The following is a 24022-nucleotide window of genomic DNA, read 5'->3' on the forward strand; positions in this document are numbered from 1 at the left end:
ATCAAACGCCTAACGCCTGCCCGCCGCCGTGGATTGCGGTCCCTGCGAAAGCCGGAGACCGCTGCGGCCGGCTTGGACATTTTGTCCATGGGCCGCCCTGCGTCCATGATGGCCGAGCCGGTCGCGCCGACTTCGTTGTCTCGTTTTCGTCGGGACGCGGATCGGTGCCCGCCAAGCTCATGCGAAAGGACGCCCGATGAAACGTGTCATGATCCTCAACGGTCCCAACCTCAATATGCTCGGCATCCGCGAGCCCCATATCTATGGCACGACGACGCTCGCGGAGGTCAACGCGAGCTGCGCGGACGTGGCGGCCAAGCTCGGCCTCAAGCTCGCCTTCCACCAGTCCAACCATGAAGGCGTGCTCGTCGACCTGATCCAGTCGGCGCGGCAGGATGCCGACGCCATCGTCATCAATCCGGCCGGCTTCTCCTTCACCTCGGTCGCGATCATGGACGCGATCAAGACGTTCGAGGGCCCGGTGCTGGAAGTCCACATCTCCAACATCCACGCCCGCGACGAATATCACCGCCACTCCAAGATCTCGTTCGTGGCGACCGGGGTGATCTGCGGCCTGGGCCCGTTCGGCTATATCGCGGCGCTGCACGCCATCGCGAATATGAAGTGAGATGCTCGCGAGGGCGGCGGTGCGCTCCCTCGCCCCGTTCTTACGGGGAGAGGGTTGGGGTGAGGGGCTGTTTCCGCAATCACGGTAAGAGTCGAGTTCGCGGAGAGTCCCCCTCACCCGGAATCCGCGCTGCGCGCGCATTCCGGCCTCTCCCCGCAGGCGGAGAGAGGCAAAGACTCACGTCGTCCTGAATTGCAGCACGCCGTCCTTCGTCTCGGCCGTCAGCCGGCCCTCGACGATCATGTAGTTGACATGGGCGACCAGCTCGCCGGCGGCAAAGCCCATCTGGTGCTCGTCGAGCACATGCTTGTTGAACACCACAGGCACCAGGGCGCGCGAGGTCTGCGGCAGCTCGCGGCAGGCTTCCGCGATCAGGCGGCAGCGTTCTTCATGGTGGTCGGCGAGCTGCTTGATGCGCGTCTTCAGTCCGTAGAACGGCACGCCATGGCCGGGCAGCACCAGCACGTCATAGGGCAGCGTCGTGGTGAGGCTGGCGAGCGAGGCCAGGTATTCGCCGAGCGAGTTCTGATCGGGCTCGACCGCCCAGACGCTGACATTGGGCGAGATCTTGCTCAGCACCTGGTCGGCGGAGAGGAACAGCTTGTCGTCGGCGCAATACAGCATCACCTGGTCGAGCGCGTGGCCGCCGCCGGTGATCACCTTGAAGCGGCGCGTGCCGATGACGACGTCGTCGCCATGGGAGATGCGACGGTAGGAGGGCGGCAGCACCGAGACGCGCTTGAGATAATCCTGGCCGCGGCCCAGCAGCTTTTCGGTGAGCGACTCGTCCATGCCGTGACGGCGGAAGAACAGCCGCTGCGCCTCCTGCCGCTCCGCGGTGCCGCGGTTCTGATGATAGACCGATTGCAGATACTCGACCTGCGACATCACCAGCGGGCAGTTGAACCGCTCGACCACCCAGCCCGCAAGTCCGACATGGTCGGGATGGGAGTGGGTGACGATCAGGCGCGTGATGTTGACGCCCTGCAGCGGCCCGTCGAACAGCTTGGTCCAGGCCTCGATCGTCTCCTCGTTGCCGAAGCCGGTATCCACCATCGCATAGCCGTCGCCGTCGGCGAGCAGGTAGATGTTCACGTGGTTGAGGCGGAACGGCAGCTTCAGCCGCGCCCACAACACGCCGGGCTTGACTTCGACGATCTCGTCGTGGCCGGGATGCTGGTCCCAGGGATAGCGCAGCGCCTCGGCCGAGGACGGTGCGGTGTCGGTTTTCGCGTTCATGCTATCCGCTTAAACCCAGCGCGCGCGGGGCGCCAGCCGAAAAAGGACGGGGCGGGGTCTGCGCATGGCGGTCATACCGGGGGCTTTTTCCGTGATGTGGGACTGCGAGACGCGGGCTCCCTCAACCTCTCCCGCTTGCGGGAGAGGTCGGCGCGAAGCGCCGGGTGAGGGCTTTCTCCACACCGGGATATTCTCGATACACCGTGACAATCCCATTGCGGAGACACCCTCACCCCGACCCTCTCCCGCTTGCGGGAGAGGGCGCGCAGTGCCGATGCCGCGGCGTTCTACGCCGCCCGCATGTTGTTGAGGAACGCGTCGATCTCTCCGCGCAGCAGGTCGGCCTCGCGCCGTAGCGCGTCGGAGGCGCCCAGCACTTCGCTCGCCGCGGCGCCGGCTTCGGCGGAGGCGGTGGAGACGCCGACGATGTTGCTGGAGACTTCGCTGGTGCCGCCGGCCGCATGCTGGATGTTGCGCGCGATCTCGCGGGTGGCGGCGCCCTGCTCCTCGACCGCGGCCGCGATCGTCGTGGTCACGTCGTTGATCTCGCCGATGATCCGGCCGATGCCCTGGATGGCGCCGACCGCCGAGGTCGTGATGTCCTGCATGCTGGCGATCTGAGTGCGGATTTCCTCCGTCGCCTTGGCGGTCTGGCTCGCGAGGCTCTTCACCTCGGAGGCGACCACGGCGAAGCCGCGGCCGGCCTCGCCCGCGCGCGCCGCCTCGATGGTGGCGTTGAGCGCAAGCAGATTGGTCTGCGAGGCGATGGTCTGGATCAAATCGACCACGACGCTGATGCGGCTCGCGCTGTCGGCGAGGCTCTGCACCGTGGCGTCGGTCGCGCCGGCTTCGTCGACCGCCTTCTTGGCGATCGCGGCCGAGGTCACGACCTGCTTGCTGATTTCCTCGATCGAGGACGACAGCTGCTCGGTGCCCGACGAGACGGTCTGCACGTTGACCGAGGTCTCCTCGGCGGCGGAGGCGACCGCGTTGACCAGCGCGTTGGACTGGTCGGCGGTGGTCGACATGCTCTGCGCGGTCGACTGCATCGAATTGGCCGACTGCGCCAGGTTGTCGAGCGCGGCGCGGACCGTGTTCTCGAACTCCGCGATCTTCGCTTCCATGCGCGCGGCGCGCTCGGCCTTGGCGACGCGGTCTTTTTCCTGCTCGCCGGCGAGCGCCCGGGCTTCGATCATGCTGTCACGGAACACGGTCAGCGTTTCCTTCATCACGCCGATCTCATCGTTCTGCCGGGAACGGACGATCTCGGTGTCGAGGTCGCCGGCCGACAACAGCTGCATCGCGCGTTGAAGCTCACGGATCCGGCGCAGAATGTTGCGGCCGACATAGAGCCAGACGAACAGCGCCGAGCCGACCAGCATCAAGGCCCCGAGCGCCAGCATCACGGTCGTCGCGAGCGAGGTCTCCTGCTGCGCCTGGGAGGTCGAGGCGTTGGTCTCCTTCTGCACGCCGTCGACGAGCTGCTGCACGCTGATGCCGAGGCCGACATTGAGCTTGCGGGTCTCGTCCAGGATGGTCTGGCCGTAGTCGATGGAGTCGAGCTCCTTCTCACGCAGATTGAACACGCCGGTCTTGCCGGTGCCGAGCGCCAGCAGCTTCTCCGCCGTCTCGCGCAGCATCTTGTTGCCCTGGTTGTCCGGCAGCAGATCGAGGTTGGATCGCAGGCGGCCCTGTGCCGTCTTGAATTCCTTCTGGATGTCGTCGAGCTTGTCGCTGCTGTTGGCCGACAGCGCCGCGCTCATGTCGGCGGCCGCGAGATTGCCGCTGGCGACGACGTTGCCGAGCTGGCCGACGGTCTGCGCGGCGTCGGAAGCATCCGCGGCGGACAGGTCGGCCGAGCCGAGAATGGCGTTGACCCGGGTCTGCGCGTCGAGCATCGCCGGGCTGGCCGCGCCGACGAAGGCGCCCTGCGCGTTGCGCAGCGCGTCATATTGCTTGTCGTGAAGGGCAGCGATATCCAGCCGTTCGCGGGCCGCCTTGGCCAGGCTCTGCGCCGCCTCGTTGATGCTCTTCATCGTCTCGCTCAGTCCGGAGACGACGGTTTTGTCGCCGCCGAGCTGGATGATCTCGGTGAGCTTTTGCTGCGTCTGCTCCTGCAATTCCTTGAGCTTCTTGGTGCGCTCGTTGAGGGCTTCCTCGCTTTGCGCCGCGAGCAGCGCCGGTCCCTGTGCCGCAAGGCTCGCGCTCAGCGCCGACAATTGCAGGCTGGCGGTCAGGCGCGGAATGTCCCGTCCGCTCAGCTCGGTCATGCGTCCGCCGAGATTCTGCAGCGCCAGGCCGGCGCCGGCTGCGATCACGAGGCCCATGCCCGCGATCACCGCGAACGCCGCAAACAGGCTGCCGCGCACGCCCCATGTCGGCATCTTGAATCGAGGTTTGAATCGACCAAGCAAACGGCCAACGCCCAGACGGATCGCCATCGAAAATTCCCCCAACGTTCTTGCTTCTCTTTGTGGCCGGCAGTATCGGCACCGCCGGTTAAAAAAATCGCAATATCCGCAAACGGTTGCGTGCGTTCCGCAGGGCGAAAAAAGAAGGGCCGGCGACAGCGCCGGCCCTTCCTCATGGTAAAGTTGCGGTAACGGATCAGTAGCGCGCGACCGCCGGGCTTGCCCAGTTGAAGCGGTAGTTGACGCCCGCCTTGATGGTGTGGTCGTCGGTGGTGAAGTTGCCGGTGCCGACAAGCGGGCCCGCGGTGAAGTGCGCGTCGCCGAAATTGTAATATTGGTACTCGGCCTTGGCCGACCAGTTCGGGGCGAACATGTATTCGAGGCCGGCGCCGACGGTGTAGCCGTTGCGGTGATCGCCCGTGATGACGAAGCCGGTCGGCACGCCGCCGACGGTCACCTTCTCGTTGTTGTCCGAATAGGCATAGCCGCCCTTCACGTAGACGAGGCCGGGACCCCAGGTGTAGCCGACGCGGCCGGTGATCGAGCCGAGACCGCGCTGGTCGTTGGTGTAGGCGATGCCGCCCGGAAACACGGCGCCGACGCTGCCGGAGAGCCAGGAATATTGGCCCTCGACGCCGACCACCACATTCGGATGGAACTGCCAGTCCGCACCGACCTGCACGCCGCCGAGGAAACGGCCGTTGCCGTTGTTGCCGGTGGAGAGGCCGCTGAAATTGTTGTCGCTGGAGAAGGCGCCGCCGACATGGCCGCCGATATAGAAACCGGTCCAGTTGTAGATCGGCGCGGCATAGGCCGGCGCGGGCGACTTGTAATAGTTGCGGTTGCCGAGATCGGCGCCGACGGCCGGTGCAGCCGCGCCCATCGCGAGCAGCGCCACGATCGCAAACAGAATCTTCTTCATCGTCTTGAACTCCAGCACTCAATTTCCCCGGCAGGCGCGCTTTCCGCGCCGGCGTTGGTTTTGCAGATAGCTCGCTTTTGATGAAAATGCTGTCACATGCATGGCACAGCGAGACCCAACCTAACTTATTGGGCTGCAATTGATTTTCGTGCTTAATGCCGGCTTAAGAAATGCTGAAGGAAGGTTTAACGCCGCAGCGTTCCGGTAACGTCCATGCGCACTTCGTTAACCTAGCCGCCGGCGCGCCTCGTCCCGCATCTGCTGGCGAAACGCCGCGCGCTTTGCAGGTCGGTCCTCCTCGCGCACGTCATGGCGATCGAAGATGTCGAACTTCTCCAGGATCGGATAGCGCTCGCTCGCCATGGCGAGCACGTGCAGCACCTTGGTCGCCGAGGGCGTCGGGCCGCTCACCTCCCAACGCCGGATGGTGTCGGCGCCGCCTTTCTCCGGCAATCCGCAGAGCTTTGCCATGTCGACCGCGGTGAGCTCCCGCTCGAGGGCGTCGGAGAGGTCGGCGCGGAGTTGCTTCAGTTCAGGGCCGGTCATGTCGCCTCAATCCGCGAAGTCGATGAGGCCAATGCACTAACGCTGATTCGGGTCCATCCGAAGGCGGACCGGGCACCTTCCCCCCGCGCACGGAGTTATGAACGGGGCGGCCCTGGATATCGTCCGCTGAATGGACACATAGCTACAAGGGCGCCAGCTTCGAAGGGATCAGCCATGATGGGATTCAAATTCACTGGCATCAAATTCACTGGCATCAAATTCGCCATTGCCGCCTTTATCGGGGCCGGACTTCTGCTCGCGCCGTTCACGGCTGAGGCGAAAAAGCAGCGCTCGAGCAGACAATACGGCGCTGGCGTGGTGGCCCCGAACTATGGCGGCGCCGCGTCACCGGCGGCGCAGCCGAGGGCGTCCTACGGCTCGTCCGGACCGTCGGTCGGCACGGTCACGGCGCCGTCGATCGGATCGTACAATTGGCCGTCGGTCGGCGTGACCAATTCCGTTCCGACCTGGAGCAACACCACCCGATAGAGCGACGTCGATCAGCGGATGCCGGCAAGGCGCGAACAGCTAAATTCCGCGGCGGACCTGTTGACCGATCACGCAGCGCCATGCTGCCAGTCGCTCGGTCGGATGCTGGTTCATCCAGTCGGCGAGCTGCGGCGCGCCCATCAGACAGGACTGCACCGAGACCTCGGCAAAATCCGAGGTGGTGACGATCTGCTCGTGACAATTGGTCGGAGAAGCCAGACTGCAAAGCACCGCGATGATCTTGATCACGATCGGGTGCTCCCGTCGCCGACGAACGCCCGGCCAAGCGGCGCCTTATCCTGACCTGCGCCGGCCGGATCAGCCGAAGGAAAGATGCTGTCGTAGATGGCGCGCGCCTCCTGGATGAGACGCATCCGCTCGCGCTCGGACTTCGAGACAAATCGAATAACTTCGCCCATGTTGGCTCCGTATCAATTGGCATCCGTCATCAGATGACGTCAATCATTCCATCGCGATGTATGGTGCCGGCTTCGCCTTTGAAACGCCCGGCCGATCACGACGGAATAAAAACCGCGTGAGCGCACCCGGGCATCTCAAAACATCCGGCGCCCTGATGCGCCGGGTTGAGAAGCCGCTCACCAGTTCATATTCGTTTGCAAAAGGCCCCTTGGAGCCATGCGAGCGAATGCCGGTGTCAGCCTTGCTCCCTGCTTTCATCAGCAAGGATTATTCCGGAAAGCAAATGCCGTTGGCCCGAATATGTTTCACCTTCGGGGGATGCAAGTTTTTTGGAACAAGCCCGAGATTTGGCGATCTGATGCGGGCAGGGTTCACGCCGCCGGCGCGCGCTCTTTCCGTCCCGGTACCGCCGCCAGCAGCTCGCGCGTATAGGCATGCTCCGGCGCGGCGAACAGCTGTGCCGTCGGCTTCAGCTCGACGATGGCGCCGCGCTGCATCACCGCGATGCGGTCGCAGATTTGGGCGGCGACGCGCAAGTCGTGGGTGATGAACAGCATGGAGAGGCCGAGGCGTGCCTTGAGGTCTTCGAGCAGCCTCAAGACTTGCGCCTGCACGGAGACGTCAAGTGCGGAGACGGCTTCATCCGCGACGATGATCTCCGGCTCGAGCGCCAGCGCGCGCGCAATGCCGATACGCTGGCGCTGGCCGCCGGAGAATTCGTGCGGATAGCGTTCGAGTGCACCGGCATCGAGGCCGACCATCTTGAGCAGGTCGCGGGCACGGTCGAAGGCGATCTTCGGATCGATACCGGCCGCGATCGGGCCGGCGGCGATGATGTGGCCGATCTTGCGGCGCGGATTGAGCGAGGCGAACGGATCCTGGAAGATCATCTGGATGCGATGGCGCTCGGCGCGCAGCGCCTTGCCGGAGAGGGAGGTGAGATCGGTCTCGCCGATCCGCACCGTGCCGCGATCAGCCTCGATCAGCCGCACCACGAGGCGTGCCACCGATGATTTTCCGGAGCCGGATTCTCCGACGAGGCCGAGCGTCTCGCCCTTGAGGATGTCGAAATTGACCGCGCGCGCGGCATCGACCCGGCGGTCCTCGCGAAACCACCCGCCTGATGTCACATAGGTCTTGTCCAGACCGATCACCTCGACCGCCCTGGCCTGACCGTCGAGGGGCTTGCGTGCCGGCGGATCCATCGAGGGGACGGCGGCGAGCAGCGCCTTGGTGTAGTCGTGCTGCGGCTCGTTGAAGACGGCAGAGGCGGGGCCTTCCTCCACCACCTTGCCATGGCGGAGCACCACGACCTGGTCGGCGATGTCGGCGACCACGCCGAAATCGTGCGTGATGAACATCACGGCCATGTTACGGTCGCGCTGGAGGTTGCGGATCAGCTTGAGAATCTGCGCCTGCGTGGTGACGTCGAGCGCGGTCGTCGGCTCGTCCGCAACCAGCACCGCGGGCTCGAGCGCGAGCGCCATCGCGATCATGGCGCGCTGCCGCTGGCCGCCGGAGAGCTGGTGCGGATAGGCGCGTACGATCCTTTCAGGGTCGGGCAAGCCGACCTCGCGCGCCAGCGCCAGCGCCTTGGCGCGCCGCTGCTTCGGCGTCAGCAGGCCGTGTGCCTCGAACATCTCCGCCATCTGGTCGCCGATCCGCATCAGCGGGTTGAGCGCGGTCATCGGCTCCTGAAAGATCATCGCCAGCCGGCGGCCGCGCAGGTCGCGCCAGCCGTCGTCATCGAGCTTGAGCAGGTCGCGGCCTTCGAACTGGATCTCGCCGGCGGCGACAGACACCGTATCGGGCAACAGGCCCATCAGCGCATGCGCGCACATCGACTTGCCGGAGCCGGACTCGCCGACGACGCAGACGATCTTGCCGGGACGCAAGTCCAGCGAGACGCCGTCGACCGCGAAGGGCCGCTCGGCGCCCTTCGGCAGCGCGATCCTGAGGTTCCTGATGGAGACGGCAGGCGGGGCAATCAGCATCAGCGTCCCTCCCGCGACAGGCGCGGATTGAGCGCGTCGTTGAGGCCTTCGCCGATCAGGTTCAGCCCGAGCACGGAGATCAGGATGGCGATGCCGGGAAACACCGTGATCCACCACGCCTGGCGGATCACGGTGCGGCCGGCGCCGACCATGTAGCCCCAGGAGATCAGATTGGGATCGCCGAGGCCGAGGAAGGACAGCGAGGATTCCAGGAGAATCGCGGTCGCCACCATCAGCGAGGCCAGCACGATCACCGGCGACAGCGCGTTGGGCAGGATCTCGCGCAGGATGATCCAGGTGTTGCTCTGTCCGGTGACGATTGCCGCCTGGACATATTCGCGCGTGCGCAGCGACAGCACCTCGCCGCGCACGAGACGGGCGACCGGCGGCCAGCTCACCACCGCGATCGAGGCTACGATCGAGTAGATCGAAGGCTGCAGGATCGCGACCAGCACGATCGCGAGCGCGAAGCTCGGAATGGTCTGGAAGAACTCGGTGAAGCGCATCAGGGCGTCGTCGACCCTGCCGCCGAAATAGCCGGCCATCGCGCCGATGGGAATGCCGACGACCAGCGCGACCAGTGTCGAGACGAGACCGACCAATAGCGAGACACGTGCGCCGAAAATCATGCCGGCAAAGACGTCGCGGCCGAGCGCGTCGGTGCCGAGCGGCACGGTCGAGAGCGTGAAGGGCGGCAGGAACGGCCGCTGCACCATGCGCCATGGCGAATTCGGAAACAGCATCGGTCCGAACAATGCGACGGAGATCGCGAGCAGGAGGATGACGAGCCCGATGACGCCACTCGGGCTCTTGAACATCGATTTCCAGAACTGTCTCATGAGGCGAATTCGATGCGCGGATCGACCAGCCGATAGACGAGGTCGGTGATGAGGTTGAAGATCAGCACCATGGCGGAGCAGATCACGAACACGCCGAGCAGCAGATTGTAGTCGCGCTGGAGCAGGGCGTCGTACATCAGCCGCCCGATGCCGGGCCAGGCGAACACGGTCTCGGTGATGACGGCGCCGCCGATCAGCGTGCCGGAATGCACGCCGGCGAGCGTCACCACCGGCAGCAGCGCATTGCGCAGCACGTGGCGGCGCTGGATCACGGCGTCGCCAAGGCCTTTCGCGCGCGCGGTCTTGACGAAATCGAGCCGCTTCACCTCCAGCATCGAGGCGCGCGTCATGCGGGTGTAGGTCGCCATGAAGAACAGGCCGAGCGTCATCGCCGGCATGATCAGGTGCTTTGCGACGTCGACCGCGTGGGAAAAGCCGGTGAGGTTGGCGCCGACCGTCTCGTAGCCGAAGCTCGGCAACCAATCCATGGTGACCGAGAACAGCAGGATACCCATCAGCGCCACCCAGAAGATCGGCATGGCGTAGAAGATCAGCGCAAAGACGGTGATGGCGGTGTCGAGGAAGGTTCCGGCGAAGCGCGCGGCGAAGGTGCCGAAGACAATGCCGAGCATCAGCGAAATCGCAAACGCGGTCAGTGTCAGCAGCAGCGTCGCCGGCAGCCGCTCGCCGATCAGCTTTGCCACCGGCGCCTGCTGGCGGAAGGAGAAGCCGAGGTCGAGGCTGACCACGCCCTTGACGTAGATGAAGAGCTGCTCGGGCAGCGGCTTGTCGAGGCCGAACTTTTCCCGGAGCTGCTTGACGAAGACCTGATCGCTGGCGCCGGCCTCGCCCGCCATCACGATTGCGGGGTCGCCGGGCGCGAGCCGGATCAGGAAGAAATTGAGGACGACGATCGCGAGCAGGACGATCACGCCCTTGAGGACACGCTGGGAGATGAAGGAGAGCATTTTAAACGGTCATATCTTGGAGCGTGATCTGAAGCCACGTTGACGGTGCGCCCCCTCGCCCCGCTCTTGCGGGGAGAGGGTTGGGGTGAGGGGCTTCTCTCCACACGTGGGAATGCCGATGGACCGGTACCCCCTCACCCGAATATGCGCTTCGCGCACATTCGACCTCTCCCCGCAAGCGGGGAGAGGTGAAAAGAGCAGGGCTCACTTGTCGAGCCATGCGTCCTTGAAGCCGTCATTGACCCCGATCCCCGTGGTGATCAGGTTCTTGACCTTGCAGCGCGTGATGGTCGGGAATTGCAGCTCGAGCATCCAGGCCACCGGCACGTCCTCGACCAGGATCTTCTGCGCCTTCTCGTAGATCTCCTTGCGCTTGGAATCGGGGGTGGCGACCGCGCCGTCGGCGAACAGCTTGTCGATCTCCGGGTTGGAATAGCCTTCGACGTTGTTGAAGACCTGGCCCTTGGCGATGTTGCTGGAGATGTAGTTGCGGCCGACCCCGAGCGCGGGATCGCCGTACTGATAGAGATAGGTGAAGGCGATGTCGTAGTCCCAGTCGCCGATCTTCTGGTTGCCGCCGGCAACGTCGGTGGCGATGGTCTCGATGGTCATGCCGACGTCCTGGAGGTTCTGCTTCACGGCTTCACCCCAGCGCTGCCAGGTCTCGCCATAGGCGAGCGGCAGCAGGCGGATCTTCTCGCCCTTGTAGCCGGCTTCCTTCAGCAGCGCCTTGGCCTTGGCCGGATCGTACGGATATTTCTTCACGTCATCGGTGTAATATTTGATGGTCGAGGCCGAGGGGCCGGTCGCGACCTTGCCGAGCCCGTTCCAGATCACGTCCTTGGCGAAATCGCGGTCGATCGCAAACATGATCGCCTGCCGCACCCGCTTGTCGGCGAGCGGACCCTGACGGTTGTTGAGCCACAGCCAGGCCAGCGGCGAGAAGAACTCCCAGCCGGCGCCGGTGACGCAGGTGTCCTTCAGCTTGGACAGCCGCGGCACGTCGAAATTCTCGACCGAGCCGCCGGGCAGCACGTCGACCTTGCCGGTCTCATACGCCACCGAGCGCGCCGCGGCGTCGGGAATGATCTGCCAGTAGATCTCGTCGAGATAGGGCTTGCCCTTCTCGTAATAATTGGGGTTCTTGACCAGGCGGATGAACGAGCCCTTCTGCCATTCCCTGAACATGAAGGGGCCGGTGCCGATGGGCGCGTTGTTGTAGGCGTTGGTCTTCCAGTCGGTGCCTTCATAGAGATGCTTCGGCACCATCGGCATCGAGCCGACTTCGAAGATGCCGAGGAACGGGCCGAACGGCTGCTTCAGCGTGAACACCACCGTGTGATCGTCGGGCGCTTCGACCTTGTCGACCTGCGCCAGATTGGTGCGGGCGCGCGCATGCGTCTGCTTCAGCATCTCGATCGAGAACAGCACGTCCGCCGCGGTAAAGGGCTTGCCGTCATGCCAGGTCACACCCTTCCTGAGCTTGAAGGTGTAGGTCTTGGCGTCCTCGCTGACGCTCCAGCTCTCGGCGAGCTCCGGCTGGGGCTCGAGCTTGGGGCTGTAGCGCAGCAACCCCTCGAAGATGTTGCCCGACACCATCTGGGTCGGACCGTTCTGCACCTGTGCCAGCATCAGGCCGGGCGGCTCGGGCTGGATCACGGCATTGATCACACCGCCTGTCTTCGGCTCTTGCGCCAGAGCCGGGGCCGCAAGGCCGCAAGCCAGGAGGAGACCAAGCAATACTCGTTTTGGCATATCGCAACTTTCTCAAGCGAGGCCGGCCGAAAACGCTTCGCAACGTCCTCGCGCGCAAAGCGACGGCCGGCCCATCCCAGTCCCCATCCGATATCGAGGCTCACATAGTCTCGTTCGGCGCCGCAAGATGAAAGTCTCGACAGCATCAGCACAAAAAATGTACAGCGCGTCCTGTTTTCCCCGTAGGCCTTCGCGCACGGAGCAATCAGGAGGCTTCGGTCGTGTCGAGAGTCTTGCGGAGGCGGTGCACAAGCTTGCGCCTGCGACCAAAAGCATCAGGCCGTCATGATGCGCTGAGCGCCCGTCGCAATTCGTCGAGCGCCTCTGCGAGCTGCTCGCGGTGTGCGATATCGTCCTTGGGTATGCCGGCGACGCTGCCGGCGAGCTCACGCAGGATTCCGGCGAGAAGGCCGAAATTGATGTGCAGGTGCACCGATTTGCGCTCGTCGGCAGCGCCCGGATGCTGCAGCGTCAGCGCAACGCCGCTGCCGTCGAGCCGCGCCTCGAAGCGCGACGAATGCTCGAAAGTGCCGACATAGAACTTGTCGGGATATTCGAGCGCGACCTCTGCCTTGTCGGGAACCATTCTGGACATATGAGCCTCATCGATACCGGCCGATCCTGGCCGGGAATGGACCGGGCCGCCTTGCGATAGGTCAGAGGCAGCCTGCGCATTTGATCTGGCTCAAAGTCGGGCCACCGCTTTTGCGATCCAATAGCAACTGGCGGAAGGCAGGCGCTGCCTGTCCTGCTTCCTTGAGCCGTGAGACGATCGATGGACATCCAGGCCACCCATATCCCGGCGTTTGACGATAACGGAGCTGATGCCGCCAGCCTCGAGCCACCGCCGGATGAGGGCGTGCAGCGCTGCCTGCAATTGCTCGGCAATGCCGGCCTGCGCCCGACGCGCCAGCGTCTCGCGCTCGGCCAGTTGCTGTTCCTGGGCGGCCACCGTCACGTCACCGCCGAGAGCCTTTATGAAGAGGCGATGGCGGCGAACGCGTATCTGTCGCTCGCGACCGTCTACAACACGCTGAACCAGTTCACCGAGGCCGGCCTGCTGCGCCGGATTGCGGCCGACGGCATCAAGTCGTTCTTCGACACCGACACGTCGGTCCATCCGCACTTCTACCTCGAAGGCGAGGATGTACTGGTCGATGTTGCCGACGGCCTCGCTTTCACCAAGATCCCCGAGGCGCTTCCCGGCCACGAGATCGCGCGGTTCGACGTCATCGTCCATCTGCGCCGCAAGCCAACCTAGCGCCGCCGCGTCACGCCTCCCTGGCGCCGGTCACTCTAGCCTAGGTGCAGCACCGAGACGCCCGCCTTTGGCGGGCCGTCAGGATGAGGACGGAGAACGACGACCGACTAGCCGCCGCGCGATTCAACGACCTTGCGGCAGGACTCCGAGAGCTTCGACTTGTTCTCGCGCAGGCAGGCGTTCATCTGCGGCGGCTTGCCGACATGTTCGGCGCAGAATTTGCCGGCGTCGCCGCGGCAGGCCATCTGCTCCTGGACCGACGGACCGGATTGCGCGGCAGCGGGCAGGGCGGTGGCAGCGAGCAGCAGCGCGGCAAGAACCGAAATCTTCATAAAGCACCTCTTTGGAATTCTCGTTGGTCCCGACCGGGATCAACCGGGCCGGACCATCCCGCAAAGGCCGGGCGCCGGTCCATGCCATGTTCATGGTACCGGCAAGCCCTCCCGGCCGCGGTACCCCCATCTTCATGGCATGTATTCGCGCGCCGTCTTTTGCCATTCAGCTGCACCTCGGCTGCGAAACCGGTGATTGCATCGGGACGCCGAACGGGAAGCAGGAGAGCAGAATGTCGAAGAGAGCTGGAGCGCTGAGCGCGGGGCTGACGGTCGTGGCGCTCGCGGGCGCGGCGATGGTGTCGCTGGGCACGAGCCCGGCGCAGGCGGTGGTCTATTGCAAGACGGTCGGCGTGCCCAAGGGCTGCGTGGTACGGCCGACGGCGGCGGTGGTGGTGGCGCCCGGTGCGCCGGTCGCCGCGGCGGCGGTCGCAACGCCCGGCGTCGGCGCGCCCGGTGTCGGCGTGCGCGCGGGAACGCCGATGAATCGCGGCGGCCCGGTCAACCGCGTCGGCGTGCGCTGATATTTCCATTGAATTGATTGCATTGCTTCGGGCCAACGGAGCCTGCGGACGAACACCCCCCGTCCTCCGCAGGCGAATTTCCCGGCCCGTCCCCTCTCTCCGTGCGCCCCACACGTTCGGGGAGGGGGCCTTTCAGCCCGCCGCCATGTCGCTGTCGGGAAAACGCTGCGGCAATTGCAGCCGCACGCGCGTGCCGGAAGAATCCGAACTCAGATCGAGCACGGCGCCGCAGCGCGCGGCGCGGCTTTTCATGTTGCGCAGGCCGCGCGCGGTCTGGCCGTTGCGAGCGGCCTCGCCATTGCCGGCCGGCGCGAAGCCGTGGCCGTCGTCGGTCACGCTGATCACGCCGTACGGTCCCCGGCCTGCGTCGAACGTGTCGATGGTGACCGCGATGCGGCGCGCCTGCGCGTGCTTGACCGCATTGGTCACGGCCTCGTCGAGGATGCGCACGATCTGGATGACGTGCCATGGCCGCAGTTCAGGATGCAGCGGCACGCCTTGCGGCGTCGCCACGCGCCAGTCGAGCGTGATGTCGTGCGGTCGCAATTGCGCCGTCGTGCGCTCGCGCCAGGAGCCGAGGGCGAGCATCAGGTCGCCGCCGATGTCGTCCATGGAATCGATGACGAGACGCAGATCCTTCAACGCGGCACGGGCCGCATCGGTGATCATCGCGCCCTCATGGCCACGCTCGGAGAGCGCGACGATGCTGACGAGCTGGCCGCCGAGGCCGTCATGCAGGTCGCGCATCAGGCGCGTACGCTCGTTGGCGAGCGCGGCGGCGCGGGCGCGCTCCTCCTCGCGGGCAAAGCTCGCCTTCAGCCGTTCCTCGGCCTCGCGCACGCGCGTCACGAGCTGGCCGGCAAAGCTGTCGACCTGGTTCAAGGCGCGGGCGAAGCGCCAGGTCAGCCCGGCGCCGATCGCGACCAGCATTGCCGAATAGGACAGGCGCGAGACGAAGATGCGGTCGTTGGACACGATCTCGAGCACCGTGAGCATGTCCTGGATCCAGCAGGTCAGCACGATGGTGACGGCGCATCCGATCGTGAAGCTCGCCGCGTCCTGCCGCCGCAGCACGGCTGTTGCCGTGATGCAAGCCATCAGGACCAGGCAAAGCCCGACCGTCGGAATGCCGAGCACCAGGAAAAGGATGCGCGGCAGCGGCGGGCCCCCGATCAGCCCGACCACGAACACGACGATTCCGGGCACGAACAGCAGCGTGCCGTAGCGCGGCCAGCGCCAGCCGAAGAACAGCACGCCGAACACGACGATCAGCGCGCTCTCGATCGGCGCGGAGGCCAGCAGCACGGCGGCAAGCCGCGACGTGGCGGCCGGCGGCACCGGCGGCGGCGCGAACGCCTGCACCACGCCGAGCACCATCGCCGCGGCCAGCACGCCGTAGACCGGCTCATGACGCCGCATCAGCCACATGATTGCGAGGATGACGGCGAGGATCGCCTGCCAGGCCGAGAACACCACCGGCAGCGTGACGAACAGCAGCGTGCGCGTCTCATAGGCCGGGCGCAAGGCGACGTCCGGGCCGACATAGACGGTATCGAGAAAGCCCTTGAGCGGTCCCCACACGAACAGCCGTACAGTGATCTCGTTGCCGCCCTCGCGCAGCAGCGAAGCGGGAATGGCCGCGATCTGCGGCGTGTTGCGGTCGGGCCGGTTGGCATTGGCGTCGCGCCGGGAGTCGAGCACGACGACGCCGTTGACGGCGACCTCCACCGCGTTGCTGAAGCGCGGCAGATAGACCGACCAGCCCGAGGCCGCATCGCCGCCGGGGAACGTGAAGGCGCCGGTGTAGAACGGCGGGTCGGCCAGGGAGTAGCGCGACGACGTGAAATGCGGCAGCGTCACGGGGCGGATCAGGCCGTCTTCCCGCGCCGAAAAATCGCTCAACGCGAAGTCTTCGGGATCGCTCGGCTGCAGCTGCCGAAGCCCGAGGATGGTGACGATCGCGATCAGGGCCTGAAGCAGCAGATAGGGCACGAGGCGGGAGGCCAGCAGCCGGCGCCGCGCGGGTTTGGCCGCTGCCTTCGTCGGTGCCTTCGTAGGTGCTTTGGCCGCGATCTCGCTCACAGCTTGATCAGGCCCTGCTGCACCGCCTCGAACACCGCCTCGCTGCGCGTATGCACCTCGAGCTTGCGGTAGATGTTCTTGATGTGGCCGGGCACGGTCTGCTTGGACAGGCCGAGATGGCTCGCGATCTCGGCATAGCTGAAGCCCTTGGCGATGCCCCAGAGGATGTCGATCTCGCGCGGTGTCAGCCTGGCGGTATTGAGCGCGGGGCCGGGGGGCGGCTCCGCCGAATTCTGCGCGGCGCCTTGGGTTCTGCGCACGATGAAGCGGGCGATCGAGGCCGAGATCGGCGAATGGCCGGCGACCAGATCGCGCACCGTGGTGGCGATGTCGGTGGGAAAGGCGTCCTTGAGCAGATAGCCGGTGGCGCCGACCGTGATCGCGGAGATCACGCTCTCCTCGTCGCCGAGGGCCGAGATCACCATGATCTCGGTGTCGGGGAAGCGCTGCCTCATCTCGCGGATCAGCTCGATGCCGTGGCCGTCGGGCAGCCGCAGGTCGGTCAGCAGCACGCGCGGCGCGCCGCCGGCGAGCGCGGCACGGGCTTCGCCGAGCGTGCCGGCGCTGCGCACCTCGTAGCCGGCCTTGGCCAGCGCATCCTGAAGCCGCCAGCAGGTCGGCGCGTCGTCCTCGACGAGGAGGATGGTAATCATGTCACCCGTCTCGCCCTGTTCGGTCATGATCATGGTCCCGCACCCGCGTGTCCCCCGCGGCGCAAGGGCAAGTTTAGCCGCAGCGGGGATGCGGTGACACCCATAATCATGGGGGCGGAAGTGGCACGGTCGCGAGGGCAGCGCGGAGCGTCGGTTGCACCCGGGCGAGCGCGCGCCCTCATGGTTCGCGCTGCGCTCGGGGCGCGCAAGGGGTCAGCTCCGCCCCTCATGTCGGCCCATCGCGGCGGCTCGTCGGACATCAGGGTTGGGCCAATGGCAAACGCTGGGCGGGCGACGGAGATGTGAGCGTACTGACCTACCCGTTCGACTTGCAACGGCCTATACTTGCCGATCTTAGGTGTAGGTCGGACGCGCTCAGAAGGGAAGCCAGATGGATCGGCGTGTCGCTAATATCCGCCGTAACGCGTTCGAGTTCGTTGAGAACATCCAGCGCGTTTCCTCGACCGGCGAGATTATGGATGCGCTAGGTTCGGTGTTGAGCCAGCATGGCTGCGACTATTTCTGCTGCACCTTTGTCGTCCCGATATCGATTGAGCGCCGCCAGGAGGGCGTGCTTGCTGAGCGACTACCGGCCGGGTTTCTAGATCTCTACCACGAAAGGAAATACGTATACGACGATCCGGCTCTTCGCTATTGCAAGACGACGATGCGGCCATTTCGATGGTTCAGGGAAGCGCCCTATGATGCCGAGCGCGAGCCGCGCGCCGTCGAGGTGGTGCAGAGTGCCCGCGACTTCGGCATGCTCGATGGCTTCGTGATCCCGGTAGTCTCGCCTGCAGGCCGGATGGGTCAGGTATGGTTCGGAGGTCGGACGCTCGATCTGCCGCAGGACCAATTGCCAGCCCTGCACCTCATGGCGATCTATGCATTTGACCGAAGCCTCAAACTTAATGGCTCGCCCGCCCAGCACCAAGCAAGTCTGACATCGCGTGAACGGGAAATCCTGACATTGGCCGCCAACGGCAAGTCAAGCTGGGAGATCGGCGTGGTGCTTCACATCAGCAGCCGAACAGTCAAAGAACACATCAAGAATATTTGTCGAAAGCTTGATGCAGCGACCCGCACCCAAGCTGTGATGATCGCTGTTCGCGACAAGATCATTGAACCATGAAGCCGCCACGCGGAGCTGAGCATATGCGTCCGCGATGGGTCAAAAGCGTCGGTTTGGCGCTCGACCGCGAACGTCCGGTCTGCCCCTCTGAACGGCCCCGTCGCGGCACCGCATCAACAGCAGCGAAGGGCCGGGATCTGACCTTCGGCGCCCTCGATCGACCTCTGGTACACGTACCAAAGTGGCCGTTCTGATCCGTTGTTCACCATGGCTTAACCCTGCGCACCGAGTTGCCGGATTGGACCGTTAATCCAGCCTCGTTCAGCCAACCAACCGCAACCTTTACTTACCTTTCTCTTGCAGGTTGCGAGAGCGTGGGAGAAGGGATCCATTGAAATGACGGCTGTCGAGTTGCCCGCGGATGCGCCAGCGCAGAGATTCGCTGCGCCCGGTGTCCGCGTTCTCTGCATCCTCTTCTTCTTTTCCGGTTTTCCGGCGCTGATCTATCAACTGACCTGGCAACGAAGCCTGTTCCGGATCTTCGGCGTCAATTCGGAATCAGTCACGATCATCGTGACCGCCTTCATGGTCGGGCTCGGGCTTGGCAGCCTGTGTGGTGGCTGGATATCCCGACGCACCAACGTCAAGCCGTTGTTGCTGCTCGGAGTGATCGAGCTTGCTACCGCCGCATTCGGATTGGCCTCACTCCAGATCTTCGAGAAGGTGGGCGCTATGGTGGCAGACCTGCCGCTGCCCGCCCTTGCCGCCATCAACCTCGTCCTGGTGCTGCTGCCCACCCTTCTGATGGGCGCAACGCTGCCGATCCTGGTCTCATATCTGGCACGAATGACCGGCCAGATCGGCGACGCCGTCGGCACACTCTATTTTGTCAATACGCTCGGCGCCGGTGCCGCGTGCCTTATATGCGCCACCCTGATCTTCCCTTTTCTCGGCATGCATGAGGCGATCACGATTGCGGCTGGAATCAATCTCGCGGTCGGCGCCGGTGCGATCGCGGCGCACATCCTCTCCGGTCCCGGCGCGAGGCCGGCCCCACAGACGTCGACCAAGGCTCCGGACACCCAGCCAATCCTCGGCATGGGTCCTGTCGTCCTGCTCGCAATGACGGGTGGGTTCATCTCGTTGTCCTACGAGATCTACCTGTTTCGCGTGATGTCGTTTGCCTCGGGATCGAGTTCGCTGGCATTTGCGATGACGCTCTATGCTTTCTTGACAGGAATCGCCGTCGGCGCTCGAAAGGCCGGACAGTCCTGCAGGACGCTCGCGCCGCAAGATGCGCTGCGCCAGGCCGCGCGCGATCTGATCTGGGCCAATGTGTTCGGCGCGATGTTCCTTCCGTTGATGGCGCAATTGGCATGGGTCGGCGCCGGCGTGATCGGCATCGCCGTCGCGATCACCTACCTGATCGCGCGGCAGTGGGGTGCACTGCTCCCCTATCTTTCGCAATTCGGTATCGCGACCGACGAACAAGTCGGTCAGCGGACGGCGCTCTTGTATTTCGCCAACATCGCGGGCTGCGCCAGCGGGGCGATCCTCACCGGCTTCGTGCTGACGGACTATCTTGGAATCAGACAGATCGCGGCGATGCTGCTTGTCGGTGGCACGATGGCCGCACTTGCATTGATTGCGCTTGGCCAGACCACGGCGCAGGAGCGAAATCGTCTTGGTTATCTTGCCATCGCGGTTCTCGTCTTCGGCCTCGGCGCAAGCGCCTTGTTGAGCCAGCGGCTGCTGGAGAATCTGCAGGGAAAGACGCTCGCTGATCACGACTTCCCGCATATTGTCGAGAACCATAGCGGCATCATCACTGTCGATGCCGACGGCACCGTCTTTGGCAACGGCATGTATGACGGCCGCTTCAACACGGATCTGAAGTCCGATCGCAATGGCATCATCCGGCCGTACGCGCTCAGTCTCTTCCACCCCGCGCCACGACAGGTTCTGATGATCGGTCTCTCATCCGGTTCATGGGCTCAGGTCATCGCCAACAATCCCGACGTGGAATCGCTCACGATCGTCGAGATCAATCGCGGATATCTTGAGTTGATCGCAAAGCACGAGGATGTCAGGTCGATCCTGAACAACCCCAAGATCAGGATCGTCGAGGACGACGGACGCCGTTGGCTCCGCCACCAGCCCGACGCACGTTTCGATGCGGTAGTCTCCAACACGACGTGGCATTTCCGCGCGAACGCCACCAATCTGCTGTCGTCGGAATTCCTTGGCCTGGTGCAGCAACACCTGAAGCCCGGCGGAATTTTCTTCTACAACACCACCAATTCGCGGCGCGCGCAGCGCACAGGCTGCACCGCATTTTCCCACGGCGCCCGGTTCTTGAACCATATGGTGGTGTCGCAGACCCCGATCGCGTGGGATCATGATCGCTGGCGACGAACGCTGGAAAATTACAGCATCGACGGCAAACCCGAATTTGCTTCCGATGACGCTGACCGCGCTCGGCTCGATGCACTGATAGCCGACTTCCGTCAGGATAGTCCCACGATCGAACCATGTCCGCAGCTGCTGGAGGCTACCACCGGCCAAACCCTCGTTACCGACGACAATATGGGCACCGAGTGGCGCTACTTTCTCGGTTTGGAGTGACTCCGCCTCCGCGGCGAAGTGCGCATCCTGGCCGCCTCACGAAAGATCAACCCGCGGCGGCGGATAGCGCCGGGCCAGCATCGATAGCGACAGGTGCCGTTCGTCTTCTGGCAACTCGAGGTACGCCAGCACGAGCGGCCGCTTCCAGTCACTGACGCCGAAATCCATCGTCATCCATTTCTGCGGCTCGGGTCCCTCGAGCCCCCGCACCCAGACGAAATAGCGGGGAAGGTCCTCGGCGTCCGTCGTGCGTCTCCTGGCCATCAAACTGTCCGCTGCATCAGGTCGGTTGCGAGAGAATATAGGGAGTGGCGCGGCGAAGTCGAACGCCGCAGTGGGTCGGGGCAGGCAGCCGCGCATGGCCTGCCGGGCGATCAGAGCGCGCCCTCGTCCTTCGAGACCCCCGCGGAGCCTGTCATCGGGCCGCGCTCTTGCGCGGACCCGGTGGCGGTCCCCTCAAGGATGAGGTTAGGCAGCGATCGCTCCCGTTGAGGCTGTGCCGCAAAACGCCGTCCTCATCCTGAGGAGCCCGCCCAAAGCGGGCGTCTCGAAGGATGGCCGGAAGGAAATCGCGGTCGGGGCGATTGCTCTTTTTTAGAATTCTGCTTGACCGAAATTCGGAAATATCGTAGGTTTGCGTCCATCCCGGCCCATGGACAAGGGGCGTTTCGCGATCGTCACGATACGCGGGCCGGGTGGCGGTGGACGTGGAGCGCATCGGCGCGGCGGCAATGCAGGGCGGGCTTGGCCCGTGAGCGGTTGACCGGCGCGCACACGACCGGTGCGGTTCCAGCGTACGGCAAAAGCGTGTGGTCCTGACGCCCGGGGTCTGTGCGTCAAGGCTTGCGGTGGTGAAGCGGCCCGACCGGGCGCGCGCACCAGCCATCCGCAGGACGACGGGGGCAATAGTGCATCGCTCCCCGGGGAGAGCGCGCCATAAGCCGTCAAACCACTGCGCAGGGAAAGGCCGGGATGTCCGGGCTGCCCTGTATGCCGCTGTGCATCTGTCTTCGCGCAATCTGCGCACAGCGGACCGTGGGTGCCAGCCGGCGCCCGGCCTTCCCTGCGCCCTTTCCAAGCAAGGGGCGTCGCGAGAAGCCCAAAGCTCGGGCGTCAGGCGCCGCGAGGCCGTGGAAGCGTGTCTTGCTGCTTGAGTCTGGCGGAGAGAGTCCGTCTTCGGGCCAGGTCGCCCCCGGACGCCAATCGCCTCTCGGCTTTGCGTGGCCGCGCCACGCGAAGCCCGAAGGGCGAAGCGTGGTGCCCCTGGCCGGAATCGAACCAGCACTCCTTGCGGAACTCGATTTTGAGTCGAGCGCGTCTACCAGTTCCGCCACAGGGGCCCTCGGTCGGCCCTTGAGGGGAGCGTCGCGAAGCCGGCGGACTATAGCCATGGACAAAGCGGGGTCAACCCGCGCCAAAGTGATGTCTGCCGTTCTCGACAGCTGCCTGGACCGGGGCTAGAGGCTAAGGCCACGACCCATCCGAACGAGGCCGCCGTGACCACCCAGAGTGCCGCATTACCTGCATTCAGGCCGGGGGCCGCGAGCCCCGCGCTGACGGCCTCGCTGCTCGTCACGCTGATCGCGGCTGCGACCATCGCGGGCGCCTGGTTCTTCCAGCTCGTGCTGGAGATCCTGCCCTGTCCGCTCTGCCTGGAGCAGCGCTACGCCTATTACCTCGCGATTCCGCTCGGTGCGCTCACGGCTCTTGCGGCGAAGAATCGCGCGCCGCGGCCGTTGCTGCTGGCGGGGCTCGCGATCCTCGCGCTGGTGACGCTCGCCAATGCCGGCCTCGGCGCCTACCATTCGGGCGTCGAGTGGGGTTTTTGGAAGGGGCCGACCGATTGCAGCGGTCCCGTCGTCAATCTCGGCAATGCCGGCGATCTCTTTTCACGGCTCGACACCGTGAAGGTGGTGCGCTGCGACGAGGTGCAGTGGCGCTTCCTCGGCCTCTCGCTCGCCGGCTACAACGTGCTGATCTCGCTGCTGATGGCCGCGATCGCCGCGTGGGGATTTGCGAAGACGGCGAAGCGTTCGTAGTTGCCGTAGGGTGGGCAAAGGCGCGCTCTTCGCGCGCTGTGCCCACCACCATTAACGATTGAGATAGATCATGGGCACGGCGCAAGTGCGCCTTTGCCCACCCTACAAGAGCGGCGCTCTGCTAATCGTCCACATCGTCCTGGGTGCGCCCGAACAGATGCACGATGCCCGGTGTTGCGATCGTCACGAACACGAAGCGCGACAAATGATGGGCGCCGACGAAGATCGGGTCGATGTGCAACGTCAGGGCCAGCGCCAGCATGGCGTCCATCGCGCCCGGCGCGAAGGCGACCACGATGTCGGAGAACTTGACCTGCGTGGTGAGCGCGACGATGCCGACGAAAATGGCGGAGACGGCGATCGCGACCGTGAACGAGCCCAGCGCCGCATTGATGTGGCCGGCGAGCGTCTTGATCCGCATCCGCGCGAAACGGCTGCCGATCAGCGCGCCGATGCCGACCAGCGCCACGCCGCGCACCCAGTCCGGCAGGCCGCCCTCGACCCAGCCGGCGCCATGCAGCACGCTGGAGGCGAGCATCGCGCCGAACATCCAGCTCGCGGGAAACTTGATCAGCCGCAACACCAGCGCCATGGCCAGCGAGGCCGCGGCCAGCTCCACGAGGTCGAGCGGCGAAGCGATCGTCGTCGTCGTCAGCGACGGCGCGGCGGAGGGGACCACGCCCGCGATCGCGAGCACCATCGGCAGCGCCGCGGTGAGGATGATGACGCGCATGGTCTGCACCACCGCGATGCCCGGCAGGTCGGCGCCGCGCTCGACGGCCAGAATCGTGATCTGCGACAGCGCGCCGGGGCTGCCGGCCAGCAAGGCCGAGGTGCGGTCCCAGCCATGGACGCGCTGGAGGTAATAGCTCGAGCCGAAGGTGGAGCAGAAGGTCGCGAGCGCGAGCAGCCCGATGGTGAGAGGATAGGCACTGACCTGCTGCAGCAGATGGCGCGAGACCACCGAGCCCAGCGAGATGCCGAGCAGCACCAGCACGGTCTGGGTCAGGAGCGGCGGCAGGGACAATTGGCGGCCGGCGATGGCGGCGATCGCGACCGCGATCATCGAGCCCGAGATCAGCCCGCCGGGAAGCCCGGCGAGGAGAAACACCAGGCCACCGGCGGTGCCGATGACGAGCGTCTCCGCCGTGCTCAGGAGCCTGGCACGGCTCGGCCATTCGAACGGCAGGGAGGCGGTGATCTGCTTCACGCCGCCTTATCGC

24 protein-coding genes and 1 tRNA gene are annotated in these 24022 nt (G+C 65.0%); 7 read left to right on the plus strand and 18 right to left on the minus strand.

The window, feature by feature from the left end; all coding sequences use genetic code 11:
* Positions 1 to 196: 196 nt before the first annotated feature.
* Positions 197 to 628 (plus strand): type II 3-dehydroquinate dehydratase, encoded by a 432-nt coding sequence (gene aroQ / locus E4K64_RS28465; protein ID WP_126259315.1) that lies wholly within the window; start codon positions 197 to 199, stop codon positions 626 to 628.
* A gap of 177 nt (positions 629 to 805) precedes the next feature.
* On the opposite strand, the gene E4K64_RS28470 is transcribed toward aroQ, so the two are convergent.
* The 4 genes from E4K64_RS28470 to E4K64_RS28490 form a co-directional block, all read right to left on the minus strand.
* Positions 806 to 1867, minus strand: a complete 1062-nt coding sequence (locus E4K64_RS28470) for an MBL fold metallo-hydrolase (RefSeq protein WP_135166442.1) — start codon at positions 1865 to 1867, stop codon at positions 806 to 808.
* A 287-nt stretch (positions 1868 to 2154) separates the two neighbouring features.
* Positions 2155 to 4308, minus strand: a complete 2154-nt coding sequence (locus E4K64_RS28480) for a methyl-accepting chemotaxis protein (RefSeq protein ID WP_135166443.1) — start codon at positions 4306 to 4308, stop codon at positions 2155 to 2157.
* 166 nt (positions 4309 to 4474) lie between these two features.
* Complete coding sequence (locus E4K64_RS28485) at positions 4475 to 5200, minus strand: outer membrane protein (RefSeq protein WP_135166444.1); 726 nt, start codon at positions 5198 to 5200, stop codon at positions 4475 to 4477.
* A gap of 225 nt (positions 5201 to 5425) precedes the next feature.
* On the minus strand, positions 5426 to 5746 hold the full coding sequence (locus E4K64_RS28490) for a hypothetical protein (RefSeq protein WP_135166445.1): 321 nt from the start codon (positions 5744 to 5746) through the stop codon (positions 5426 to 5428).
* A gap of 174 nt (positions 5747 to 5920) precedes the next feature.
* On the opposite strand from E4K64_RS28490, the gene E4K64_RS28495 reads away from it, so the two are divergent.
* Positions 5921 to 6235, plus strand: a complete 315-nt coding sequence (locus tag E4K64_RS28495; RefSeq protein ID WP_235884806.1) for a hypothetical protein — start codon at positions 5921 to 5923, stop codon at positions 6233 to 6235.
* 39 nt (positions 6236 to 6274) lie between these two features.
* On the opposite strand, the gene E4K64_RS28500 is transcribed toward E4K64_RS28495, so the two are convergent.
* The 8 genes from E4K64_RS28500 to E4K64_RS28530 all read right to left on the minus strand — a co-directional run bounded on the left by E4K64_RS28500 (position 6275) and on the right by E4K64_RS28530 (position 12806).
* Positions 6275 to 6484 (minus strand): hypothetical protein, encoded by a 210-nt coding sequence (locus E4K64_RS28500; RefSeq protein ID WP_135166446.1) that lies wholly within the window; start codon positions 6482 to 6484, stop codon positions 6275 to 6277.
* Positions 6481 to 6654 (minus strand): hypothetical protein, encoded by a 174-nt coding sequence (locus E4K64_RS40605; protein ID WP_164718815.1) that lies wholly within the window; start codon positions 6652 to 6654, stop codon positions 6481 to 6483. Before E4K64_RS40605 ends, E4K64_RS28500 begins: the two co-directional genes overlap by 4 nt.
* Before the next feature lie 43 nt (positions 6655 to 6697).
* A complete protein-coding gene (locus E4K64_RS28505) occupies positions 6698 to 6919 on the minus strand; it encodes a hypothetical protein (protein WP_135166447.1) in 222 nt (73 codons plus the stop codon).
* Positions 6920 to 7026: 107 nt separating this feature from the next.
* Positions 7027 to 8646, minus strand: a complete 1620-nt coding sequence (locus E4K64_RS28510) for an ABC transporter ATP-binding protein (RefSeq protein ID WP_167772313.1) — start codon at positions 8644 to 8646, stop codon at positions 7027 to 7029.
* Between the two features lie 2 nt (positions 8647 to 8648).
* Positions 8649 to 9488, minus strand: coding sequence for an ABC transporter permease (locus E4K64_RS28515; protein ID WP_135166448.1), 840 nt, complete (start codon positions 9486 to 9488; stop codon positions 8649 to 8651).
* Positions 9485 to 10456 (minus strand): ABC transporter permease, encoded by a 972-nt coding sequence (locus E4K64_RS28520; protein ID WP_135166449.1) that lies wholly within the window; start codon positions 10454 to 10456, stop codon positions 9485 to 9487. The genes E4K64_RS28515 and E4K64_RS28520 overlap by 4 nt, the downstream gene beginning before the upstream one ends.
* Before the next feature lie 204 nt (positions 10457 to 10660).
* On the minus strand, positions 10661 to 12211 hold the full coding sequence (locus tag E4K64_RS28525; RefSeq protein WP_135166450.1) for an ABC transporter substrate-binding protein: 1551 nt from the start codon (positions 12209 to 12211) through the stop codon (positions 10661 to 10663).
* A gap of 283 nt (positions 12212 to 12494) precedes the next feature.
* The gene (locus tag E4K64_RS28530; RefSeq protein WP_135166451.1) at positions 12495 to 12806 is read right to left on the minus strand and encodes a hypothetical protein; all 312 of its coding nucleotides are present in this window, start codon (positions 12804 to 12806) and stop codon (positions 12495 to 12497) included.
* A 180-nt stretch (positions 12807 to 12986) separates the two neighbouring features.
* Here E4K64_RS28530 and irr point away from each other — a divergent pair, with 180 nt between their 5' ends.
* Positions 12987 to 13472, plus strand: a complete 486-nt coding sequence (irr, locus tag E4K64_RS28535) for a Fur family transcriptional regulator Irr (protein ID WP_135166452.1) — start codon at positions 12987 to 12989, stop codon at positions 13470 to 13472.
* 107 nt (positions 13473 to 13579) lie between these two features.
* Here irr and E4K64_RS28540 read toward each other — a convergent pair whose 3' ends face one another.
* Entirely contained in the window at positions 13580 to 13804 is a 225-nt protein-coding gene (locus E4K64_RS28540; RefSeq protein WP_126259326.1) for a hypothetical protein, read from the minus strand.
* A 233-nt stretch (positions 13805 to 14037) separates the two neighbouring features.
* On the opposite strand from E4K64_RS28540, the gene E4K64_RS28545 reads away from it, so the two are divergent.
* Positions 14038 to 14328 (plus strand): hypothetical protein, encoded by a 291-nt coding sequence (locus E4K64_RS28545; protein WP_126259327.1) that lies wholly within the window; start codon positions 14038 to 14040, stop codon positions 14326 to 14328.
* 132 nt (positions 14329 to 14460) lie between these two features.
* Here E4K64_RS28545 and E4K64_RS28550 read toward each other — a convergent pair whose 3' ends face one another.
* Both E4K64_RS28550 and E4K64_RS28555 read right to left on the minus strand, forming a co-directional pair.
* Positions 14461 to 16410 (minus strand): sensor histidine kinase, encoded by a 1950-nt coding sequence (locus E4K64_RS28550; protein WP_135166453.1) that lies wholly within the window; start codon positions 16408 to 16410, stop codon positions 14461 to 14463.
* Positions 16407 to 17090 carry a response regulator transcription factor gene (locus tag E4K64_RS28555; RefSeq protein ID WP_167772310.1) on the minus strand — a complete coding sequence of 228 codons (684 nt, stop codon included), beginning with the start codon at positions 17088 to 17090 and terminating at the stop codon, positions 16407 to 16409. The genes E4K64_RS28550 and E4K64_RS28555 overlap by 4 nt, the downstream gene beginning before the upstream one ends.
* A gap of 364 nt (positions 17091 to 17454) precedes the next feature.
* Here E4K64_RS28555 and E4K64_RS28560 point away from each other — a divergent pair, with 364 nt between their 5' ends.
* A complete protein-coding gene (locus E4K64_RS28560) occupies positions 17455 to 18195 on the plus strand; it encodes a LuxR family transcriptional regulator (RefSeq protein ID WP_135166455.1) in 741 nt (246 codons plus the stop codon).
* Positions 18196 to 18531: 336 nt separating this feature from the next.
* Entirely contained in the window at positions 18532 to 20760 is a 2229-nt protein-coding gene (locus E4K64_RS28565; protein ID WP_135166456.1) for a fused MFS/spermidine synthase, read from the plus strand.
* A gap of 36 nt (positions 20761 to 20796) precedes the next feature.
* On the opposite strand, the gene E4K64_RS28570 is transcribed toward E4K64_RS28565, so the two are convergent.
* Together E4K64_RS28570 and E4K64_RS28580 are read right to left on the minus strand one after the other, a co-directional pair.
* Positions 20797 to 21024, minus strand: coding sequence for a hypothetical protein (locus E4K64_RS28570; RefSeq protein WP_135166457.1), 228 nt, complete (start codon positions 21022 to 21024; stop codon positions 20797 to 20799).
* A 991-nt stretch (positions 21025 to 22015) separates the two neighbouring features.
* Positions 22016 to 22100: transfer RNA gene (locus E4K64_RS28580), tRNA-Leu, on the minus strand.
* 156 nt (positions 22101 to 22256) lie between these two features.
* On the opposite strand from E4K64_RS28580, the gene E4K64_RS28585 reads away from it, so the two are divergent.
* The gene (locus E4K64_RS28585) at positions 22257 to 22799 is read left to right on the plus strand and encodes a disulfide bond formation protein B (protein ID WP_135166459.1); all 543 of its coding nucleotides are present in this window, start codon (positions 22257 to 22259) and stop codon (positions 22797 to 22799) included.
* A 121-nt stretch (positions 22800 to 22920) separates the two neighbouring features.
* Here the strand turns inward: E4K64_RS28585 and E4K64_RS28590 are convergent, their stop codons facing one another.
* Entirely contained in the window at positions 22921 to 24009 is a 1089-nt protein-coding gene (locus E4K64_RS28590; protein ID WP_135166460.1) for an AbrB family transcriptional regulator, read from the minus strand.
* Between the last annotated feature and the right edge of the window lie 13 nt (positions 24010 to 24022).

The sequence above is a fragment of the Bradyrhizobium frederickii genome, assembly GCF_004570865.1.
Classification (GTDB): Bacteria; Pseudomonadota; Alphaproteobacteria; order Rhizobiales; family Xanthobacteraceae; genus Bradyrhizobium; species Bradyrhizobium frederickii.